Origin of the sequence: Scytonema sp. PCC 10023, assembly GCF_963920835.1 — a bacterium.
GTDB lineage: Bacteria > Cyanobacteriota > Cyanobacteriia > Cyanobacteriales > Nostocaceae > Kalymmatonema.
In genome coordinates this window covers 14,704-35,864 of record NZ_CAWUDP010000066.1, presented here as the reverse complement: position 1 = coordinate 35,864, position 21,161 = coordinate 14,704, and the positions used below count along the sequence as shown (strand labels likewise).

Here is a 21,161-nt window from a genome sequence, read left to right as displayed (position 1 = left end):
GCTTGAATACCTTGATTTTGCAGGTGATCCAGTTTGAGTCCACCTAGCCTGGGTTAGATGTTTCGGTTTAGCCCACAAAAAGCTGAGTCGGATGGCTTGTCAAAGTCGCTCCAGTGCGATCGCCGTACCGCCACCAGTACCATGACAAACCGCTGCCAGCCCTAACTGCCCATTCCTGTGCTGCAAAGCGTTGAGCAGCGTGACCATAATTCGCGCCCCAGAAGCGCCGATGGGATGCCCTAGTGCGATCGCCCCCCCAAAGATATTGAGCTTCTCGTAAGGAATGCCCAGCACGCGATTGAACAGCACGTTGCTTAAAGCGAAAGCTTCGTTGTTCTCGAACAAGTCAAAATCGTAGATTCTCATCTTCAGCTTGTCTAAAAGCTTATTCACTGCGAGTATGGGAACTTCAGGGAAGCGCCAAGCTTCCCCACCGACCCACGATCCCCCAATCACTCGTGCTACAGGTACCAGTCCGTAACGTTCCACCGCCGTTTGGCTTGCCAAGACAAGAGCTGCTGCTCCGTCTGATATCTGGCTACTGTTACCCGCAGTGAACACCCCATCTTCTATGAAAGCAGGCTTGAGTCGGGTCAGGCTTTCCAAAGTGGTTTCCGGGCGGATTCCTTCATCTTTTTCGACCAATTCCAAACCTTTCTTCCCTTTAACCTCAATCGGTACAATCTCCTTCTGAAAGTAGCCTTGTTCCGTGGCGAGTGTTGCCCGCTGCTGTGAATAGAGAGCGACTTGATCCAAGTCAGCCCGCGTTACCTGGTAAGCTGCTGCCAGCCGTTCAGCTTGCTCTCCCATCGCTTCAGCGGTCGTGGGATCGGTAAGACCGTCGTAAAGTAAAATATCTGTGAGTTGCTCTGGGGAACCTAGCAGGAATTTGTACCCCCATCTGGCTCGGTGTGATAGGAAAAATCCGGTTTGGGACATAGATTCCATTCCGCCAGCAAGTACGATGTCGGCTTCACCAGCGCGGATAGCAGTGGCGGCGTTCATCACGCTCATCATTCCCGAGGAACACACCATGTCCACTGCATAGCCGTTCACCGTTTCTGGAATTCCAGCCTTGAAAGCCGCTTGACGGGGCAATGACTGTCCGTGACCAGCTCTCAGGACATTGCCAAAGATGTAAAGGTCTAATGCTTCCTCGGATATTCCTGCCCGTTCCAACGCAGCGCGCATGGCGATCGCACCTAAATCCACTGGCGAAAAACCCGCCAGAACACCTCCGAACCGACCAAGCGGCGTGCGTACTGCTGAGACAATATAAGCTTCTTGCATACTGATTACCATTTTTACAATCTCACGTTTTTAAGCGCTACCAACTTCAAGCGGAATGCTTATGGAAGCAAATTCCATTGGTTTATCAAAGGTGGTTTTGCTCTTCTTTAGTGTTTGCCTAACATAGCTATTGTTTGCACATTTAAGCCTTAATATTCATGTTTTCAAGAGCGCTTTACAAAAAACTATTCCCCATGAATTGTAAAAAATTTTTTTTATATATCAACCATAAGGCGAGTTATCAATTATTATTTAAACAAGTCTTAGATAAGACAATCAGTATTGTATAACAAATTAAAAGGGGCAACGACAATGGATTTGTTCAATAATTTTGAGCAGTACTTAAGACAGTTAAGCGAAATGCAAAGAGGGGTTTTTAATAGCTGGACATCGATGATGCCAAATATGCAGAACTTTACCACACCAAACTTCCGTAACAATTTCGAGAATACCCTAAAATTCCAGGAAAACGTGGTGACAAGTTCTCTAGAATTGCAAGCTCTGTTAGCTCGTATGTCACTCGAAACCCAGAAGCAATTTTGGGAGGGCTATTTCAATATGTTACGGAAAGTATGAATCAAAAAGCTGAGTGAGCAGTAGAGTGGCATTCGGTTCACATCATATATAGTGGAGTGCTTTCTGTTTTTTTAAAGTGTGTTTGTCAAGGAATTATGAAATAATTTCTCTGACAAACATACTTTGAGTATTAATAAAGCCCCCAATAATTTATTGGGGGGAGTGTTTTTCGTGTGAAACGGTTATTTTAGGGGAAACTTTTTCTATTCTTTCTTTTCATTAAGAGTTCTACTTCGCTAACAAAGCCATTGACTAAAATTTAACCCTGCAACTTTGTCTAATCTTCTATCTAAAGAGAGAAGGCATAATTTTAACCAGTTCGTATTCCTGAATACAAAACTTAAGAAATAGGTGCTGGATTTTGGGCAATTTTGTCCTCATTCCAAAACTGACAGAAAAGCCAAGTAGAGATTATTAAGAGACAACTAGCGATCGTAAACTGCACCATCGCTCCATTAAAATGATGCAAAGAGGGTTTTTTTACATCTTGCACCAGTTATAAGGACGGGTCTTGCGCCCACTCCACAAATCCATCCAATTTTTGTGGGATGGGCATCTTGCCCGTCCATACTTTAAATGGTGCAAGATTTGAGTTTTGCAATCTACTCCTCCCCGCGCTGAGCCACAATGAATTTTAGTCAATTGCTTGTTGATAAAATAGACACAATCACAAAAAACTGGGTAGAAGCAGTTCGCTTTGATAGGCAGATTTCGAGTGCCGATGATTTACCAGGCTCAGCTATACGGGATCATCTTCCCGATGTTCTCATGGCGATGGCAACCGTGCTTTCCCAATCCCAGGACAGCGATATTCAGTCGATAGTGCAGAATAGTTTGGAACATGGCGTATTGAGGGCTGCACAAGGTTTCACTCCAATAGAAATTGCGCGGGAGTATCGTCTACTGCGCCAGGTGATGTTTTCTACGTTAGAGGCAGATTTACTAGAGGGTACGGTTCGGGAAGTCATGCGAGTTTATAGTGTGATTGACGCGACGATTGACGAAGCCATTACCCAGTGCTTCAAAAGCTATGTGGACGAGCGATTGCGGGAAATACAGCAGCTACAAAGTCAGGCAGAGCTAACTAATCAGGAACTGACTCGCTTGCTAAAAGCGAATCAGGAGAATGTCTCTCAACTCGCCCACGAACTGAAAAACCCTCTGAATTCGATTATTGGCTACTCGGAGCTGATTTTGCGCTCCTCACGCAAAAACCCTGAAGTTCAGGGTACGGTTCCCCATTTGGAACACATTGAGCGAGTGGTACGCAATGGCAGACAGTTACTCCGCCTGATCAACGATACATTGGAAATCTCTCGGTATGAGGCAGGGAAGATGAAACTGAACCCAGAGCCAATAGATGTGCGATCGCTAATTGACGATGTCTTTCAAATGTTGCACCCTTTGGCTGCTGTGAAAGAGCTACAAATGGTGGTTGATTGCGAACGTGCCCCCGAAAAAGTGCTGACAGACCCTTTGCGATTGCAGCAAATTATCACTAACCTTGTAAGCAATGCGATTCGCTACACAGAGTCAGGAAGCGTCAAATTAACGTGCCAGATACTATCCGATAACCAGTGGTGTATTGCAGTCAGTGACACAGGAGTCGGGATTACGCCAGAAGACCAATTGCGTGTCTTTGACCCCTTCTTTCGAGCTGACAATAGCGGCACTCCCGTACCCGATAGTACTGGCTTAGGGCTGGCAATTGTCTCGCAGCTAGTAAAACTCATGCAAGGCAAAATAGAGCTGGTATCGCTGTTTGGAGTTGGCTCCACCTTCACTGTCATCTTGCCGCTATTCGTCAAAACACCCGCGTCACATTCAAGTACCTGAAGAATTATGAAGGAGAATTCATGGTGTCTTTCAATCGCAAAAATGCTTTAATTCTTGCCATTAATTCATCAAAATCAATCGGCTTACGGATGAAGTCATTAGCTCCTAACTCTAATCCTTGGGGAATATCAGCCTCTGCATAAGCCGTGATCAGAATAACAGGAAGAAAAGGGAGTTTTTTATTTTCCCGAATACGCCGAGTGACTTCATAGCCACTCATTCCTGGCATCATGGCATCGAGTAACACGAGATCGGGTGGCGATGCTTCTATCTTGGCTAACGCTAATTTGCCATTATTGGCAACATCAACCTCATACCCTTCTTCCATTAAAATTGCCTCTAGTAGAGACAAATTATCTTGTGTATCATCTACAACCAGGATGCGTTTAGCTTGAGGTTTAGCTTGAGAAGAAAACATAAAATCAAGTCTCCGTTTAGGTAAAGAGGCTTATATCAATTTGGCACTTAGCGACTTGCAGTTTCACAAGTGTGGTGCAAGATGTCTTTTATCAAAATGCTAGAATTTTGTCAATTTATCACTCCTGCTGAGAAGACCCTATACGCAACAAAGTGGAGTATGGGGATGAAAAGCAGGGCAGGAACTTGACTGCATAACGAGATTAGGGGAATATAACATAAGCTACTTACCATAGTCAGGGGCTAAAAAAGGGTCATTTAGTCGAGCCAAAAATCGAGCAACCTTGTTTAGGTGATGACGCTAAATGATACGGTTGAAACTCCGAAGCACTTCCGCTCAACTGGGAAACAGCTATTTAGACAACTGAATACCAATTAGATTAAGTACCGCAGGAAGTGCGGAAACTTACGCCCACGGGAGATACACGTCAACAAACCAGTGCGCCCTTGGAGGTTCCCAAAGAGTGTGCGCTCCTGGCGTTGGTGGCTACCCGCAAGGTAGTGCATCGTGTATGTATCAGCCACAGTAGTGGTTGAGCCTGGGAAGTTATGGGTGAAGCATAGCGGAACCCATAGTACTTCACAATAGCTATTTGTTGGCTTACTAACCTCCTACCTTAGGGGAGTCGCACCTTCAGCCAATCGACAATGGTTGGAGGAAGCTTCTGCTGAACCTTACTGCTCACGTAAATTCCAACGTGTCCGACAGGAAAAGAGCAAACTGTGTAGTCCTGGCTTCCGATGTACTTCTCAAGAGCCAAGGAAGATGCAGGGGGAACCAGATGATCCTGCTCGGCGTAAATGTTTAAAATCGGGATGCGGATATTCCCCAAATCTACTCGCTTCCCTCCAATCTCGATTTCACCTTTGATGAGTTTGTTTCCCTGGTAGAAGTCCTTGATGAACTGTCGGAATGTCTCCCCAGCTTGATCGGGACTGTCGAAAATCCACTTTTCCATCCGCAGAAAGTTGACAAGTTTCTCTTCATTGTCAACTATCTCTAGAAGGTCAATATACTTCTTGATTCCTAACTGAAAGGGCTTGAGCATTATGAAGGTGAAGTTTAGGAAGTCGCCGGGGATATTGCCCAAAGTATCTACCATGAGATCAACGTCCATAGCCTCTGATCCCACAGTGGATCTACCCCAAACATTGAAGAGTCCCTGATTGATGTGGAAATCAACCGGAGTGACCATAGTAATTAGGTTTTTCACCTTATTTGGGTAAAGGGAACTGTAGCAAAGGCTAAACGTTCCCCCCTGACAAATTCCTAACAAGTTGATTTGCTCCAAATTGTGGCGCTTGCGCATCACATCCACACAATTATTGATATAACCATTGATATAGTCATCAAGAGTGAGCCAGCGATCGCCTCGGGTGGGATAGCCCCAGTCAATCAGGTAGATATCCAAACCCAGTTTGAGCAAATTGGCAACGAGCGATCGCCCCTCCTGTAAATCGACCATGTAGGGACGGTTGACTAAGGCGTAAACAATGAGGATGGGGATATTATGGCGGTTTTCCTTCGAGTCGAACACATCCCCCCTACGCGATGGTATTGTGTCTACAGTAGCGGTGCCTGTTTCGGATGAATCCCTATCAGGGATTGAAATAAGCGAATGCTCGACCTTTGAGTTGAAACGGTACAGCACCACTTTATCCTCCCGGTAGACCTCCTCCTTGGGTGTCACCCCAATCTGAACGTCCTCTTCCCGCAGGCGGCTTGAGATATCAATGCCCTTAATTACTTTTTGGAATAACTCAGTAAATTCCTGCATCGCCTGCTTACAATACTTCGTTGTTAAAGGATTCTGCCAAGGTTTTTTTAAGGTTTTTGACTTCCTTTCGCAACTCATAGAGGCTGCGGTAAACCTCGTCTAATTCACTACGAGTCGGCAAGTCATTCATCTTGAGAAACACTTCCATCAGCTGTTGCTGGTGTAGCCGCCAGGTTATGGCTGCATTCATGAATTTTCCCTGGATCTCAAGGGCATCCTCTGAATGGAACCTCTGTGCGAATACTCGGTCAAATATACTACTCCAGACTTGCAGAAACTGCCGCAAGTTCTCAACCGTTTCACCCTTATTTTGGGAAGAGATTAACTCCCGCATCAGTTCCTCAAATGCCCTCACCCAGATATCAAGCAGCACTAACAGATAGTCAAAGCTCGCCTTACTGAAGTTTATCCAAACATCAAAGGTCTGAAGCAGTTTGTTAAACTCACCGGTGTACTGCTGGTGTGCAAGCATCAGGGTTTACTCCATGGAAATGCCTCTTCTACAGATAACAAATTTTCAAGCAAATAAAGGTTGTGTTGGAAAAACTTGTTGAGGGAGTGAGGGAGTGAGGGAGAATAACTAATGACTAATGACTAATGACTAAGGACTAAGGACTGCCAAAACTTGTTAACTTTATTTGTAGCGATCTACTTAATTCTCAGCCTCACCATCCCCAAGAACCGGGAATACCTTTGAAAGGTCCAACGACATCGCTGGTTATCCAACCACCGTAGAAATTTCCTGGTTGCGGCTGCACCTTTTCTCCGTTGACGTAGCAAGCATCCATGACGTGAGCGTAAAAAGCGACATAGTCTTTTATTGATGCAAAGGCGGGTGTAGGGTCGCGATAAAACCATGCAGCATTCTGAACTTCTTTGTCACCAACACGAATTGTGTAGTAACTAGCACCTCCCTTCCACTCACAAAAGCTAGATTGCGGTGTGAGCAAGAGGTGTTCCGTTTTGATATCCTCAGGTGGGATGTAGTAATTCGGTGGGTGGCTGGTTTCTAAAACGCGCTTAGCACGGTGAGTATCTGCAATAGTGACACCATTAAAGATGATTTGGATATGTTTGTCGGTATCCTCAAGGCGAGGCGGACGGGGATAATCCCATACTGATTCTTGTCCGGGAGCTGGTTCAATGCGTTGGGGTCTAAACATTTTGGATTTTATGATTAGATTTAGAACCACAGATGGACACAGATTAACACAGATGGTAAGTACATAAAAATGGTGCGTCAACGTAGCTAACGCACCCTACTGTAGCTTATTTTAACTAATTCTGCGGAAGTCCCTACCCGAGCGCGTAGCGGGGTAGGGATGGATAGCAGGGAGGTTGGGAGGTGCATCCCTTGTGGATGTCTGAGCAACCTCCAAATTTTTCTGGATTAGTTTTATCGCTAAATCTATATTGTGATAAAATAAAAAACTAGGAGGTGATTTTGAGTGTTGCATAAAGCTGTACAAGTCCGTTTATACCCGACTAAAGAACAACAAACACTATTAGCTCAAGCATTTGGATGCTCTCGTTGGTGGTGGAATTATGCTTTGAATAAGTCAATTGAAACTTATAAAGAAACAGGCAAAGGACTTGGACGTTCAGCACTCAATGCCCTTCTTCCCGCCCTTAAAAAAGCAGAAGATACCTGTTGGTTAGCCAATTGTTATAGCCAAGTTTTGCAGGCTACAACACTGAATCTAACTACAGCATATAAGAACTTTTTTGATGGTAGAGCCGGATTCCCTCGGTTCAAGTCAAAACACGGTAAACAGTCAATTCAGTATCCTCAAAATGTCAAAATTGTAGATGGTGAGTCCAGTCCTGTTCGCGCAGCGTGTCCGAAGGACATAGGAGGGTCTCCCGACCTAGGGAACTGGCGAACCCGTAAGGGTAATGTAAAACTTCCTGGGAATATCGGGATAGTCAAAGCCAAGATACACAGACAGATTGAAGGGAAAATTAAGACTGTCACTGTTAGTAAGACTCCATCAGGTAAATATTTTGCATCTATCCTGACTGAGGTAGAAGGTGAAAATCCCACTATCTCAGAAGGTAAGATTTATGGTATTGATTTAGGATTGAAACATTTTGCTGTTATCACAGATGGCGAAAAAATTTCTAAGTACGACAATCCTAAACACATTACTAAGCACGAGAAAAACCTAAAGCGCAAGCAACATAAGTTAGCGCGTAAACAAAAAGGAAGTAATTCAAGACATAAGTATAGAAAAGTTGTTGCCAGAGTGTACGAACGAGTTAGTAACTCACGGCAAGATTTTCTACATAAACTTAGTTACAAGTTGGTCAGCGATAGCCAAGCTGTTATAGTAGAGAATCTTCATGTTAAAGGCATGGTATGCGCTGAGTCCTTCGGACACGCTACGCGAACGCGCACGCTACGCGAACGTAATCACAATTTGGCAAAAGCAATATCTGATTGTGGATGGGGAATGTTCACCAATTTTCTAGCGTATAAGCTAGAACGCAAAGGCGGAAAGTTGGTTGAAGTAGATAGATGGTTCCCCAGTTCCAAACTCTGCTCTAATTGTTTTTATCACATGGGTGAGATGCCACTAGATGTGAGGGAATGGGTTTGTCCTCACTGCGGTACTCACCATGATCGAGATGGGAATGCAGCTATCAACATTAGAGCAGAGGGTATCAGATGGCTATTGGCGGAAGGTTCAGCCGTCTGGAGCTGTAGGAGGGGAGGTAAGACCAAAAATGGGACGAAAGTCTCATTTGAGGCACTCGCCTATGAGTACAGAAGCCCAAACCTCAGCGTAGCGCGTTTGGGTAGTTCACCGCACCTGTTTAAGACTTTCAACTTCCTTAGTAAACAACTCCGTAAATAAACTCAAGACGGTCCGTTCTTCGCGTACTTTGATATTGGCGGTAATACCCATACCTGACTGCAAAGACAATTTTCTACCATGAGCATTGAGAGATTGTTGTGCTAAACGAATTTTTACGGGGAAACGATAATATTGGTGTGTTTGGTCGGGTGGTAAAGCATCTGAACCAACCGAAACAACTTCTCCCTTAATATCACCAAACTCGCTGTAAGGGAATGAATCAAGTCTAACATCAACTTTCATTCCTTCCTTGACGAAACCAATATCCTTGTTCGTAATGAAAGCTTCAGCAATAAAGTTATCGTTTGGTACGATGGTGAGAAGTTTTTGGCTGTTTTGTGCCACAAAACCAGGATTTTTAGCTTGCAAATCAAAAACAACCCCAGATACAGGAGAGCGAAGTTTTTGATATTTAATATTTGTTTCCGCTTGTATGATTTTGCTGTCCACGTCAGCCAGTTGCTTCTCATTGTCACGCAGAATTCTAGAGAATTGGCTGTCGATTTCGGCAATACGCTGTTTGTTATTGGCTATCTTTTCCTGCACGTTTTTGCTAGAAACAGCTACTGTATTTTTCGTCTCTTGTTGTCCCTGTTCAATTTCATACTTCAGACGTCGCTGTTCCTCAACAAATTGTGCTACTTGTGCTTTGATATTCTGCACTTGTTTTTGTTGCTGGAGGTACTGAAGCTGAGCGATCGCTCCTTCTTCGGCTAAGAGTTTCATTTTACTTAAAATCTGCTGCTCAATTGCTAAAGTTCCTTTAGCATCATCGAGTTGAACTTGGTTTTGAGCCAGTTTCTGCTTGCTCTGTTCGACTTTTAAACGCGCAGCAGCAGATCGAGTATCTAATTCAGTTTTAGCTGTTTCTAGACGTTCTTGTTCGTCACTATCCAAGCCTACGACAGCACCAGTGTTTTTAAATTCTTTACGCAATAACTCATTTTCTGAAACTAATGCGGCTCGATTTTTCAGCAGAAAAGCAGCTTCTCTTGGCAAGTTACCTCGCATAAATTCTACTTCAGCCGCTACTCCAGAACCAATCTCCATTAAACGGCGATAAAGCTGGTTTTCTTGCATTAATGAAGCACGAACTTTTTTGAGAGAATTTAATTCACCATTAGTTGTGACGGAATCAAAAGTGAGCAGTAAATCTCCTGGATTGACTTTTTGCCCATCTTTAACATAAACTCCTTTCACCACTCCATTAAGCGGAGCTTGAATGTCTTTCACTGTTCCTTCCGGCTTCAATTGACCCTGTGATGCAGGAACGACTTGCTCAATTTTTGCAAAGTATGCCCAACCAATTCCAAAACAGGCTAACACCATCAATGTCACCATAATAGTGCGTGACCACACTGGAGATTGGCGTAGGACAACCGATTGCTCTAATTGCTCAAAGTTGTACTGCTTAAAATCCCTTTCAGATGCTCTAGGACGCTTGGAGTCAGCAGTAACCACTCTTGCATCCGAAGACTTTCCATTTTGATAAGTTCCATTACGGCTATGACCGTTGAGGTGATTTTCATTAACTTGAGTCATGATATTTACCTGAAGATTAAGATAGAGAGAATGAAAATGATGAATTATAAATTAATGAATTATGAATTATAAATTTAGTGTTTTTTCCACTTTCATAATTCATAATTCTTCTTACCAACAAGAACTCAGAACTCAGAACTCAGAACTCAGAACTCAGAATGACTCCTGTACTCAGGGATGCGGATGAGTCGAGGTTTAAAGCCCCTACTTTTAAGTAGGTCGAAGTAAAAATGCGGAGCATCGTATTTGAAACCCCCGGATTCATCCGTGGGGATATTCTGAATTCTGAGTTCTGACTTCTGACTCCTTTTCATAGCTTCACTTCTTGTTGGTTGTAAAGGTAGAAATAATGACCTCTCAAAGCCATTAAATCATCATGGTTTCCTTGTTCGATAACCTTACCACCATCCATTACAACAATAATGTCTGCATTTCTGATGGTGTTGAGACGGTGAGTAATAAAGAATACTGTGCTACCCTTGAATTCATCTGCTAAATTTAGACAAACTTGTCGTTCTGTGGGGTAATCCAAAGCGCTCGTTGCTTCGTCTAAAACTAATAATTGTGGTTTTTGTAAGACAGAACGAGCGATCGCTATTCTTTGTCTTTGTCCACCAGAAAGTCCAGCACCCCTTTCGCCGACTCGCGTATTATAACCATTCGGTAAGTTCATAATGAATTCATGCGCTGCTCCAACTTTTGCGGCTTCAATAATTTCCTCGGTTGATGCTTCCGGATTCGTGAGAGCAATATTTTCCTGAATCGTTCCATCAAACAACAGCGTCTCTTGAGGAACGACACCAACCTGTCGCCGCAAAGAATAAAGTTCTACCTTGGAAACGTCGTAACCATCAATGAAAATTCTGCCAGCCTCTGGTTCGTAAAGTCTCAGCAGCAATTTCATCATCGTGCTTTTACCCGAACCACTTTGTCCAACTATTCCTACAAATTTGCCAGCAGGAATATCGAGATTGACATTGCAAAGTTGCAATGGACCGCTGCTTGCAAACCTGAAGGAAACATTGTCATATTTGACTGCTCCTACAACAGGAGGTAAGGTAATATTGCCACGGTCTTTTTCGGCTTCCTGAGGTGTATCGACAATATCGCTTAAACGCTCTAAAGATAAAGCAGTTTCTTGGAAGTTTTGCCACAGTTGAGCTAATCGCAATATAGGGCTGGTAACATACCCTGAAATAATCCTAAAAGCAATTAATTCCCCTAGAGTCAAGTCTCCTTCCAGTACCAAATATGCTCCTACCCACAAAACAAGCAAACTGCTAAGTTTGTTGAGAAAGCTACTTGTAGAATTGGCGAGGGTGGAGGTAACTACAGTTTTAAAGCCAGCGCCTACATAACGAGCATAACGCTCTTGCCAGGAAAAACGCGCTCGCAACTCGATATTTTGCGCTTTCACTGTTTGAATTCCTGACATCACCTCAACCAAATAAGATTGAGTGTCGGCGTTGCGTTCAGCTTTGCTTCGTAGTTGTCTGCTCACCGTAGGAGAGGCAATCAAAGTAATGGCAACAAATATTGGAATTGTTCCCAAACCAACCAAGGTTAACTGCCAGCTATAAATTAGCATCACGATGATATAAACCACCGAGAAAAGCGCATCTAATCCTACTGTTAAAGCAGTCCCGGTGAGAAACTGGCGAATATTCTCTAATTCGTTGATGCGAGTAGAAAGTTCCCCTACCGGTCGGCGTTCAAAATAGCGCAACGGTAGACGCAGCATATGGTCGATAATTTCCGACCCCAAACCCATATCGATGCGGTTGGTGGTATCTACAAATAAGTAAGTTCGCAAAGTGCTAAGCACGGCTTCAAACAGACCTACTACTAATAGCAAAACACCCAAAACGTGCAGGGTACTGATACTGTTTTGAGCGATGACTTTATCAATAATCATCTGAATGACCAGCGGATTTGCCAGCGCTGCTAACTGCACGAAGAAGGAAGCAACAAAGACTTCTATAAGGACTCGGCGATAACGCGACAAATAAGGGACAAACCACTGAACACCGAAACGTTGGCGGGGTGTTGCTGGCGTGGAAGAAAGGAGCAATACCCTCATCTGGGGGAGATCATTGCTTTCCTCAACTTCCAACTGGGCGATGAAATCAGCGGGTTTGAAGCGTACAATTCCCTTAGATGGGACACCTAAAACAACACTGCGCTCACCTGTTTCATACAGAACAGCATAGCTATCACCATAACGAACCAGCGCTGGTGTCGGTATACGTGTTACAGAGGATGTCGGTACATCTACCAACTGCGCCCTTAACCCAATTAACTCTGCTAGGTAAGCACACAGCTGAAAAGATATCACACCCTGACGATTCATCTGGTCGTTGAAAATGCGGCGAATGACTTCGCGTCGAAACGGCATTTCCAAATGTTTCGATAACATTTGGAAACAGGCGATCGCCGAATTGAGTTGTCCCTTACCCCCAAAGAATGGGTATTTTGTGGTCTTTTGTTTCCCTTGCACCGTCGAGGGCTGTGGTGGTGCTATTTCTTCGTCCGGTGCGTATGGAATCTCTATATCGTCTGTTGTCTGCGGGTGACTAGCATCTACTTGATGCTGTTGTCGCTGGATACTATCAAGCAGTAACAAATCCGACGCACGCAAACCAATTAACCGCGCCGGATTCCCCTGTACCTCAACTGTGTTATGCAAATCAGTCAATTCCAACCGAGAACCAATAGAGAAGCCTTTTACCGTTCCGCCGCCACTGACAAACCAAATGCAATCGCTATCTTGTTGGTTATAAGGAGTTTTTCCTGGTGAGAGGTAATCTACTTTTGCCCCAGCGCAAGCGTGTTGAGTCAGTTCTTTGAGGTTGGTACCACCTAAAGCTTGCACTTCGTTTTGGACACTGAGGACATCGAACACTTCCACCAAATGACAGCGGTTTTTACGCTCCCTGGCAAAAGCTGGGTACATCGTGAGTAAGCGTAAATACTCCGTAGCGCTTAATGTTAAACATATGACTTCACTCGAAGCGATCGCTGTTTCGCAGGCAATTTCCCGTAACAGACTAATTTCGCCAAGAATTGCGCCTCTTTCCAGCAAACTCAACGTATTTGGCATTTGCGTACGCGGATCGTATGCTAATAAGCGGGCTTTCCCTTCATAAATAATTGTGACTCGTTCAGGGGTTTTGTCTTTGCCGATAATCTTCTGACCTATCCGGTAGCGCAAAGGTTGGAGTTGTTGTGATAATGAGGCAATCACCTCGGTTGGTAATTGGTCAAAACCCTCTAAGGTGGCGATAAATTCTTGGAAAGCAGAGCTTTTAATATAGGTCATATCAAATATAGTCAAGAGTTCAGAGTCAGGAATAAAGGTAAAATTTCTAGGTGGTTCCACCAGAACTGCGGTTTCCTGCAAATATTTAGCGTACTTAGTAGAAGATTGGCTTTTCGTATACGCTCAAACGGCGGCTCCCTGTAGATATATTAAGGTAAAGTAACCAGTTAAGATACCATTAAAATGTTAACTTCTAACTTTTAAATTTAGAAGAGTTGCAATTCCAAAGTATTGAATTTGTCCGTTCTGCATCACGACTCCCTTTTCTTTGTCAATTCTTAAAATTCCTCTGTTTAAGGTAAATTGATGCGCCTGTACTTGGGATAGGAGTACCAACAAAGCTTTACAGTTAGGCTGAGATTGCCCAGTTGCAATACTGGAGACGCACTGTTTTTTGGTGGTGGGGCAACTTTTTATTGCCAGTGTTATAAATTGTCTCAGATAAAAGAGTGCGAAAGCCTTGAGACTATGTAATCAATAGGTAAAGATTGTATAAATGATTATTTTTTTGTTGAATTTGCATTTTTTTTCTTTTTTTGGATTTATTATTCGTAAAACGCTTTCTTAAGCTAACAGAACCCCCGCAATCAAATTACGGGGGTTCGTGTAGAGGTAGCTTACAGGCAAGTGAAAAGTGTAGGGTAGGCTAAGGTTTTGTGAGCACAGAAAATTTATTGATAGAGAGATTCATTTAGTTTAAGGGTATCAACAGACTTAGGTAAAACGTCTACAGAATCTAATGGGTGTAGAGATTGCCAAAAGTTGAGAATCTGTTCTGCCACAAGCTGGGGTTGAAAGAAATGAAAAAAATGTCGTCCTTCGGGGCATTCGCATAGGCGATCGCCCTCTTTTAAGTATGGTTGCCATCCGTGTAAAGCATCGGTATCGACAATAATGTCGTCCATGCTTCCACAAACCATAAAGGGTACTGGAACTCGTTCTGGAGGGATACTCAGCCGTTTAAAAAGCGAATGAGGTGAAAGCGAGCAATTTAAGTCTTCCTCCAAAATTTTCATCAAACGCTTGATAGTATATTCCTTCTGATAGCCAAAAAGGTTATAGGCAAAACTATTGAGAGTCTTTTGCCGACTTAAGAATGGGCGATGGACGTAGTAGTGTGCTTGCCAGTCAATACCCGCATCAACACCCACAGCTAACACAGTTAAAGACTTGACTTTTTCTGGATACTTACGAGTGTAGAGTAGCCCTAACAATCCTCCTGTGCTGTGACCAACAAGATGCACAGGTTGCTCGCAGGATTTCAGATAATCTTGCAGCAGTTCAACTGCATCATCTAGTGAACTAGCCTCATCCTGGGTTTGGTGATATTCCCATAATGCAACAGTCATTTTGTGTGACAGCTGATACATCAACGGCTGAGCAAAGCATTGTAAACTAGGACTTGTATTCAACCAAATAACATCTGGCAATTTCGACATTTAATTTACCTGCGAATTAATTATCAATTCAGCAATTACCAATTAGCATTTTTTTACTACTAATTCCTAATTGCCGCAAGAGTTGAAAGCTACAAAAAAAAATCTTTTTTTCACCAGAACTACCCAGGTTTTGACACGCTCTTGCGTCAAATCATATTGCTTATCTTCATCAAGAGCCAAGCCGACAAATTTACCGTTCTTCAATGCTTTTGATTCATTGAAATCATAGCCGTCTGTAGACCAAAAACCAGCCGTAGTGCCGCCTCCAACATCCCAGGTAGGGCTGCCAATGATGAGATATTGATAGTTTTAAAAATCACTATCTTCTGCCTCTAAAATGTTATGTAATGTCACGATATTCTCACCACCGAATTCTTTCTGAATCATCTCGGCGAGAGATTCAGTTTTACCTGTTGTAGATCCAAAAAATAGACCAATTTTTGACATAGACTGCTTTTGGCTTACCTTAAAATCAGCAAAGTAGTAACCTTACTTAACCCTTGTTCGTATATTGCAAGGTCAGAATTATCACTCATACAACTCAAATAAAGCCATTCCTCCAGTTTCAGATCACAACAAAATTAATCCTGTATAAGCTATGTGAACGTCTAGCAGCTGACCATTTTTTGAATTCGCTCATTCGCGAAATTCTTAGTTCAAAATTTAAGAAAAAATTTTGAATTGACACTTGGGATACAAGACAGGAGGCTGCGCGACATGGAAAACAAGCCGAAAGTGCATCCTTGCTTCAAGCCCCTGGCTTTAGCCATAGGGTATTATTTTTGAATTTTGAATTTTGAATTTTGAATTGTTTTGACTGGAGGGCTTCTTTCCTGATGAAAGCAACCTGCAATGACTTCTGTTATTTACTTTTTGAGAAATAATTGCATTTTTATAGCAATCAAGAATAACGTTATTTTGCCTAAAAATACAAAAATCTCATTAAGCAGGTTATATCATGTCCGGTTATATAACCGTGCGGAAGTTCGTAGTGAGGAATGCGCGTCCTCTTTCCCGACCAAGCAAGGACTGAAGTCCTTACTACAAACAAGTTTTATTATAGGCAAGTCAGCGAACATGATATTACAGAATCACCTCAAATATAGTCATGGTTATAGCCCGTTAGGCCAGCATGAGCAACCTGAATGCACAGTAATTTCCCTGATAATCTGAAGAGCTTTCTATTACCAACACACTAAGACGAGTCAGCAGGGTCTTGATTCACGAATAACGGACTTGTAGAGGTTATTGCCATTCCACACCTATGAACATTATTTGATAAAGATATTCAACAAGCTTGAGAAATAGCTTACACTAAAAATGAAATTAATGAAAGATTATCTCAATAAAAAAATAGGAGATGGCGAGAGACGGCTTCACTGTAGTGCAGATACAAGCACACAAATAAAGCCTGCGGAGGCAGGCTGGGTATGTATAGCTGAGGCAGTGCGTTGCAAAGCGTAAGCTAGATGTCGCTATCCACTAATGGAGTATTCAAAAGCCACATTGCCAGTCAAGTTAATACCTCCCTCAAGAACAGAGGAGGGTTGGGTGATGTCGCTGCTAGCACTTCCGTTCAGCAGGAGGTTGGGATTGGGAGTGCGGGGGTTGTAGCTGGTGGTGTCAATTGTCAACGGATTGGGGAAGGCGTAGGCGATGTTTTCCCAAGGCACAAGCTTAAAGTTGGTGTTGACGTTGCTGAGTTCCCCATCATCCTCCACAAGACGTGCTGGTTCGTTAGAACCATCTTGAGTGACGAACAAACCATACGGGAAGTTGGAACCCAGTGGCACGTTGATAACATCTGCACCATCTGACTCTTGAACGCTGTCAATTGCTCCATTGTTACCAACAGCAAAGCGCCCTACAAAGTCATTGTGACCCTCGCGACTGTAAACTGCAAAGGTGTTGTCACCTTGGCTAGAGGCTAGCAGGTAGCCAGTGCCATCTTTGCCGTAGTAGATGGAGAGCCCTTCTACATCGTCTTCTACATAGCTACCGCCCAAGTCTTTCACTTTGTCAATCAGTGTACCAGTCGTGCCACCGTTTGGTTCTGCTTGATACTTCCAAATCCCTACATCTTCCTGCCCAATGTAGAGGAAACCGAGTTCTTGATCTGCCACCATGCCTTCTAGCTGAGCATCGCGTCCAGCCGTTGTAGGTACAGTGAAATTACGTACTCTTTCAGCCCCAATCTTACCATGACCTGTGTCAATTAATTTGTACTGGGCGACATCTCCAGTTTCTCGGCGATTGGCAAAGACGTAGTAATCATCTGTCACAGGACTGTGGTACAAGCTTACGCCATAAGCACTCCGCGATGATGGCGAGTAGGGAGGCTCAAAGGGCGACGCTTGAAACAAAGTACCGATACTGCTATCAGTGATATCTTCGAGATATTCAGCGGACGCGCTGGGATGGGAATTGATTTTGAAGATAGCCAGCTTATCGTTGTTGCGGTCTGTGGCTACGGCAATATCAACAGAATCACCGCCTAAGTTAAAGTTATATTGCAGGTCGATATTGTTGTAACGGATACCACCTGGATTGACCTCCTGCAACAGATTACCAGACAAATCATAGACCCGTAAGCCTGCATTTTTCACTGCTGTTAGTACCAGGCTTTGTTCTGGATTAGAGGAATTTACGTAGATAGCTGGGTCATCCGCATCCGCACGTTGGTCGCGTGGTAAATTTGGGTCATTAGACAGGTCAGGACGGGTTTCGACTGTAGGCGCTGCGGTAGGAACTAAGTCTGCACCTAAAGCGAGGATTTGAGTAAATTGGGTCTGGCTGAAGTTGTTGTCACTCACCAAAACGATGGACTGACGACCGTCAGACAGTTGAGGACCAAAACTGATGCCCTCTATGTTATCTGTGCCTGTAGGTAAGTTCAGCGAGTTGAGATTCAACACCAAACGCTTCTCGGCAGGTTTGATATCTGCTAGTTGTTCAGTACTGATATTATTGAGAGAATCGTAGTACTTGATGTCAGTTGCTCCTTGCAAACTGACTTCGTAAATTTTGATAGTATTACCAACCCCTGCGGAGAAGGAGCGCTCCAACGCGAGTAGGGTACCTCGGTTATCAAGTGCGAGTAAATCCACTAAACCATTATCACCCGAACCTGTAGTGGGCGGTGCGGCTACCGGGTCGATGTTATAGAGATATTCCTTCTCTGGCTGTCCGCTCACCAAGTTATATTGTAGGATGCGAGAACGGCTGCCATCAGTGAGGGTGGCAACAGCACCATCTTGGAACAGGGCGTTTTCGGTTGCTGTGTATAAAGTCTTTTGGTTAGGCGTAATCGTGAGGCTTTCAAATGCCAGGTTATTGCGAACACCCGACACTTGGGTATCACCTGTATCTACAACCCCATTCCCGTTGGTATCCTGCACAACAGGGAGGAACTTGTTTGGTACGGGCAAGGAATTGACTTGCTGTCCTGTGGTTAAAGAGAATTGATTAATGAAAGGATTTGTAACTCGACCCGCATTGATATTTACCTCTCCCTCAGAAGAAATGAATACTGTGTTATTCTTGCTCAATGCAATGCCTTCAGGGTCGAGACTGTTGAGTGGAAACTCGTTGCCATTCTCATCTTTAAGGGTGGTAACATCTGTAAAGGTGACACCCAAGCCAGTTTCTTGAGAAGATGGAGTTTCTAGGGTAAATGTGTAGAAGCGGGCGGGAGCAATTTGGGAACGGTCATCAGAGATACTATAGAAGCGATTATTTGCTGCATCGTAGGTGACACCGGACAGTCCACCAACAGGAGTTTCTTGTCCATCCACAGTTCCAGCCGCACCATTCGGGATATAACCAGTGGGAAAGATGGTTTGACCTGAAAAGTCCACATTAGGAACAGTTCTGCCTGCTTCTGTGGGCGGTACCTGTAAATCTGCCCATATTAAGCGATGGTCGGAACTCGGGAAACCGGTAGGAGGTGTATTCGGGTTATAAGTGCCTACCAGTGGGAACAGAGGGTCAGTATTGAGGGGCCAAAATACGGCTGAGTTGGTGATATTTAAGTCAGTAGATGGTAACACATAATCTGTCCGCAAGTTGCCAGGAGTCGTATCGGCAAAATCTGCGGTGTCAAAAGCAGGGTTTCCGCGATGATTCAGATTTGCCCCACCCTGCAACACGGCTTGTTGGGAACCGCCAGGACTGGAGGGGATGAAATTCGTATTGATGTTAGGGTTTTGTAACAGTTGGCGGATAGCGTTGTTGTAGCTGTCGCCATCAAAGGGGTCTGCATTTTGGTCACCCATGATCACGAAGCGTGACCCACCAGCAAGACCACCTTCTTGACCCTGATCGTCATAGATATAATCACCTTTGTCAGGGGTAATGTAATCTGCCCAGAAACGAATCTCGTCGTAGTTACGCTTGCCATTACGGTCTTCGGGACCATCGAACGTGGGGGGTGTGGGATGGCTGACCAAAGCGTGAATTGTCTCGCCATTTACTGTAATGGGAACGTCCCAATGATTCTTGGAAGAGAGGCGCAACACGGCTTGTTCTTCTTCAGAATACCAAGGTGTATCAGAACCAGGAAGAGCAACAGTAGGTAGCAGTGACCCCGGTATGTCTTTCCATAGGAAGTTCTGGAACGTCCGCACATTAGCCGTGTCGATGGGGTACTTCGACAGCAACAACATCCCGTACTGACCTGGGAACTCACCGAAGCCAAAAGCATCGTCACCATATCCCCGTGTACCAGGAGTTGTGACGACTGTACCGTCGTTGTTCAAGTCAAATCCAGAAGGAATGCCAGTATTTGAGGGTGCGATGTAGACGTAAGGGTATTCAACTGGGGTTGCACCGTTTTGGCTGACCGAGAGATAATTTTGCTGTAATAATCGGACTGGCTCAAGAGGATCTGCCTCGACGTAGTCAAACTCGTTAATCAGCAGCACATCTGGATTCGTACGCTGGATGATTTCAGCAACAGCTTTCGCTTGAGGGTTGTCAGGCGTGGACAAATCGGTTACTAACTCACCTTCGGCGCTGCGGTTCAAAGAAGCATTGAACTGTGAAAAGCGGATTGTGTTAGCGGTCATATATTCTTCTAAGATGATTAGGGTTCACTGGTGCAACAAATAAATTGTTCTTCGTAATCATTAGACCTCTTGCGGAATGTGAGTTCCATCTGTACGGCAGTTGCTTCAACGGGGGGAACCCCCCTCCGGGTTCACCAGTCGCCTGGCTGTCGGGAAACCCTCCTGCAGCGCTGGTTCACCGCAACGCACTGCCTCGTCCATCTGTGGTTAATTATTCTTTTTTTTGGACTTTTGCAATAAGTCTATAAGTTTCAAAAAAAGATGACTTATTAAATTTTTGCAAGAATCAGGTTTAGGATATTTGGAACCAGAGATAAGCACAGATAATTCATCTGTGCTTATCTCTGGTTACATCTTGTCTTTTGCAAGAAATGTCACCAATGAGTCCATAGCCCCTGATCTGTTGACTATTAACATTAATGATTTCAGCAAAATTTACTTGAACAACCACGTCATTGTAATCCAAATCTTCACCACCAAATCGCTCTTCAAACCCAAATTTTTTATTTCCCAATATACGAATAGAATCTACGCCATCGTTAATTTCTATTCCAGTATTATCTTGATTTTCTTGCAAATAAATAATATTGCATAATTTCTAATTGTTAACAATCCGGTCAGCAAGTGCGGCAAACTTACCACTGCCCAAGTCATCATCTATATTGCTTGTTGTTGATTCACCTTTACCGTTTGCTCATAAATAAACTTCTTAGAAAGATTAGGTTCAGGATATTTGGAACCACAAAGGTTTATCTGTGGTTTCATTTACAAAAACAAGCTTTACAGTCGGGGTAATGATAATGTGCACATCACTGTATCACGCATCCCTCCTACAAAGAAGCGTGGATTTTGAATGAAATGATTGTCATCTTTAGTTTGTATTAATTTGTATTCAGTACCCTCAAATTATCTCAATAACGTTAAGAAGTAGATAGCAAAAGGTTAAGACATGAGATTGACATACTCCCCAGCCTGAAGGCATGAGGATTCTAGGCTCAAGCAGTGATAGCAGCTCTGAGCAACCACCTCTGAGTCGGCTA

The 21,161-nt window shown here is 43.8% G+C and carries 12 protein-coding genes and 2 pseudogenes; 3 read left to right on the top strand and 11 right to left on the bottom strand.

Translation table 11 applies throughout. From position 1 onward, the window contains the following. Window positions 1–99: 99 nt before the first annotated feature. On the bottom strand, window positions 100–1,302 hold the full coding sequence (phaA, locus tag ACM0OZ_RS32000) for an acetyl-CoA acetyltransferase PhaA (RefSeq protein WP_414586861.1): 1,203 nt from the start codon (window positions 1,300–1,302) through the stop codon (window positions 100–102). A 300-nt stretch (window positions 1,303–1,602) separates the two neighbouring features. Here phaA and ACM0OZ_RS31995 point away from each other — a divergent pair, with 300 nt between their 5' ends. Both ACM0OZ_RS31995 and ACM0OZ_RS31990 read left to right on the top strand, forming a co-directional pair. Then, window positions 1,603–1,866 carry a hypothetical protein gene (locus ACM0OZ_RS31995; RefSeq protein WP_414586860.1) on the top strand — a complete coding sequence of 88 codons (264 nt, stop codon included), beginning with the start codon at window positions 1,603–1,605 and terminating at the stop codon, window positions 1,864–1,866. Window positions 1,867–2,493: 627 nt separating this feature from the next. Then, entirely contained in the window at window positions 2,494–3,702 is a 1,209-nt protein-coding gene (locus ACM0OZ_RS31990; RefSeq protein WP_414586859.1) for a sensor histidine kinase, read from the top strand. Between the two features lie 4 nt (window positions 3,703–3,706). Here ACM0OZ_RS31990 and ACM0OZ_RS31985 read toward each other — a convergent pair whose 3' ends face one another. The 4 genes from ACM0OZ_RS31985 to ACM0OZ_RS31970 form a co-directional block, all read right to left on the bottom strand. Continuing rightward, the gene (locus tag ACM0OZ_RS31985; protein WP_414586858.1) at window positions 3,707–4,120 is read right to left on the bottom strand and encodes a response regulator transcription factor; all 414 of its coding nucleotides are present in this window, start codon (window positions 4,118–4,120) and stop codon (window positions 3,707–3,709) included. A 616-nt stretch (window positions 4,121–4,736) separates the two neighbouring features. Then, complete coding sequence (gene phaC, locus ACM0OZ_RS31980) at window positions 4,737–5,897, bottom strand: class III poly(R)-hydroxyalkanoic acid synthase subunit PhaC (protein WP_414586857.1); 1,161 nt, start codon at window positions 5,895–5,897, stop codon at window positions 4,737–4,739. Window positions 5,898–5,904: 7 nt separating this feature from the next. Further along, entirely contained in the window at window positions 5,905–6,369 is a 465-nt protein-coding gene (locus ACM0OZ_RS31975) for a poly(R)-hydroxyalkanoic acid synthase subunit PhaE (RefSeq protein WP_414586856.1), read from the bottom strand. A 193-nt stretch (window positions 6,370–6,562) separates the two neighbouring features. Next, window positions 6,563–7,060, bottom strand: a complete 498-nt coding sequence (locus ACM0OZ_RS31970) for a DUF427 domain-containing protein (protein WP_414586855.1) — start codon at window positions 7,058–7,060, stop codon at window positions 6,563–6,565. Between the two features lie 285 nt (window positions 7,061–7,345). Between ACM0OZ_RS31970 and ACM0OZ_RS31965 the strand changes: the two are divergent. Then, window positions 7,346–8,687, top strand: a pseudogene (locus ACM0OZ_RS31965) (RNA-guided endonuclease InsQ/TnpB family protein). Between the two features lie 14 nt (window positions 8,688–8,701). Here the strand turns inward: ACM0OZ_RS31965 and ACM0OZ_RS31960 are convergent. From ACM0OZ_RS31960 to ACM0OZ_RS31935, 6 genes and pseudogenes are all read right to left on the bottom strand, one after another. Then, window positions 8,702–10,297 carry an HlyD family efflux transporter periplasmic adaptor subunit gene (locus ACM0OZ_RS31960; RefSeq protein WP_414586854.1) on the bottom strand — a complete coding sequence of 532 codons (1,596 nt, stop codon included), beginning with the start codon at window positions 10,295–10,297 and terminating at the stop codon, window positions 8,702–8,704. A 310-nt stretch (window positions 10,298–10,607) separates the two neighbouring features. Continuing rightward, a complete protein-coding gene (locus ACM0OZ_RS31955) occupies window positions 10,608–13,616 on the bottom strand; it encodes a peptidase domain-containing ABC transporter (protein ID WP_414586880.1) in 3,009 nt (1,002 codons plus the stop codon). Window positions 13,617–14,287: 671 nt separating this feature from the next. Then, the gene (locus ACM0OZ_RS31950; RefSeq protein ID WP_414586853.1) at window positions 14,288–15,055 is read right to left on the bottom strand and encodes an alpha/beta fold hydrolase; all 768 of its coding nucleotides are present in this window, start codon (window positions 15,053–15,055) and stop codon (window positions 14,288–14,290) included. Between the two features lie 66 nt (window positions 15,056–15,121). After that, window positions 15,122–15,502 (bottom strand): annotated as a pseudogene (locus ACM0OZ_RS31945) (flavodoxin domain-containing protein). A gap of 1,028 nt (window positions 15,503–16,530) precedes the next feature. After that, window positions 16,531–20,121, bottom strand: a complete 3,591-nt coding sequence (locus ACM0OZ_RS31940) for a phytase (RefSeq protein WP_414586852.1) — start codon at window positions 20,119–20,121, stop codon at window positions 16,531–16,533. A 328-nt stretch (window positions 20,122–20,449) separates the two neighbouring features. Beyond that, complete coding sequence (locus tag ACM0OZ_RS31935; RefSeq protein ID WP_414586851.1) at window positions 20,450–20,698, bottom strand: hypothetical protein; 249 nt, start codon at window positions 20,696–20,698, stop codon at window positions 20,450–20,452. Window positions 20,699–21,161 lie beyond the last annotated feature (463 nt).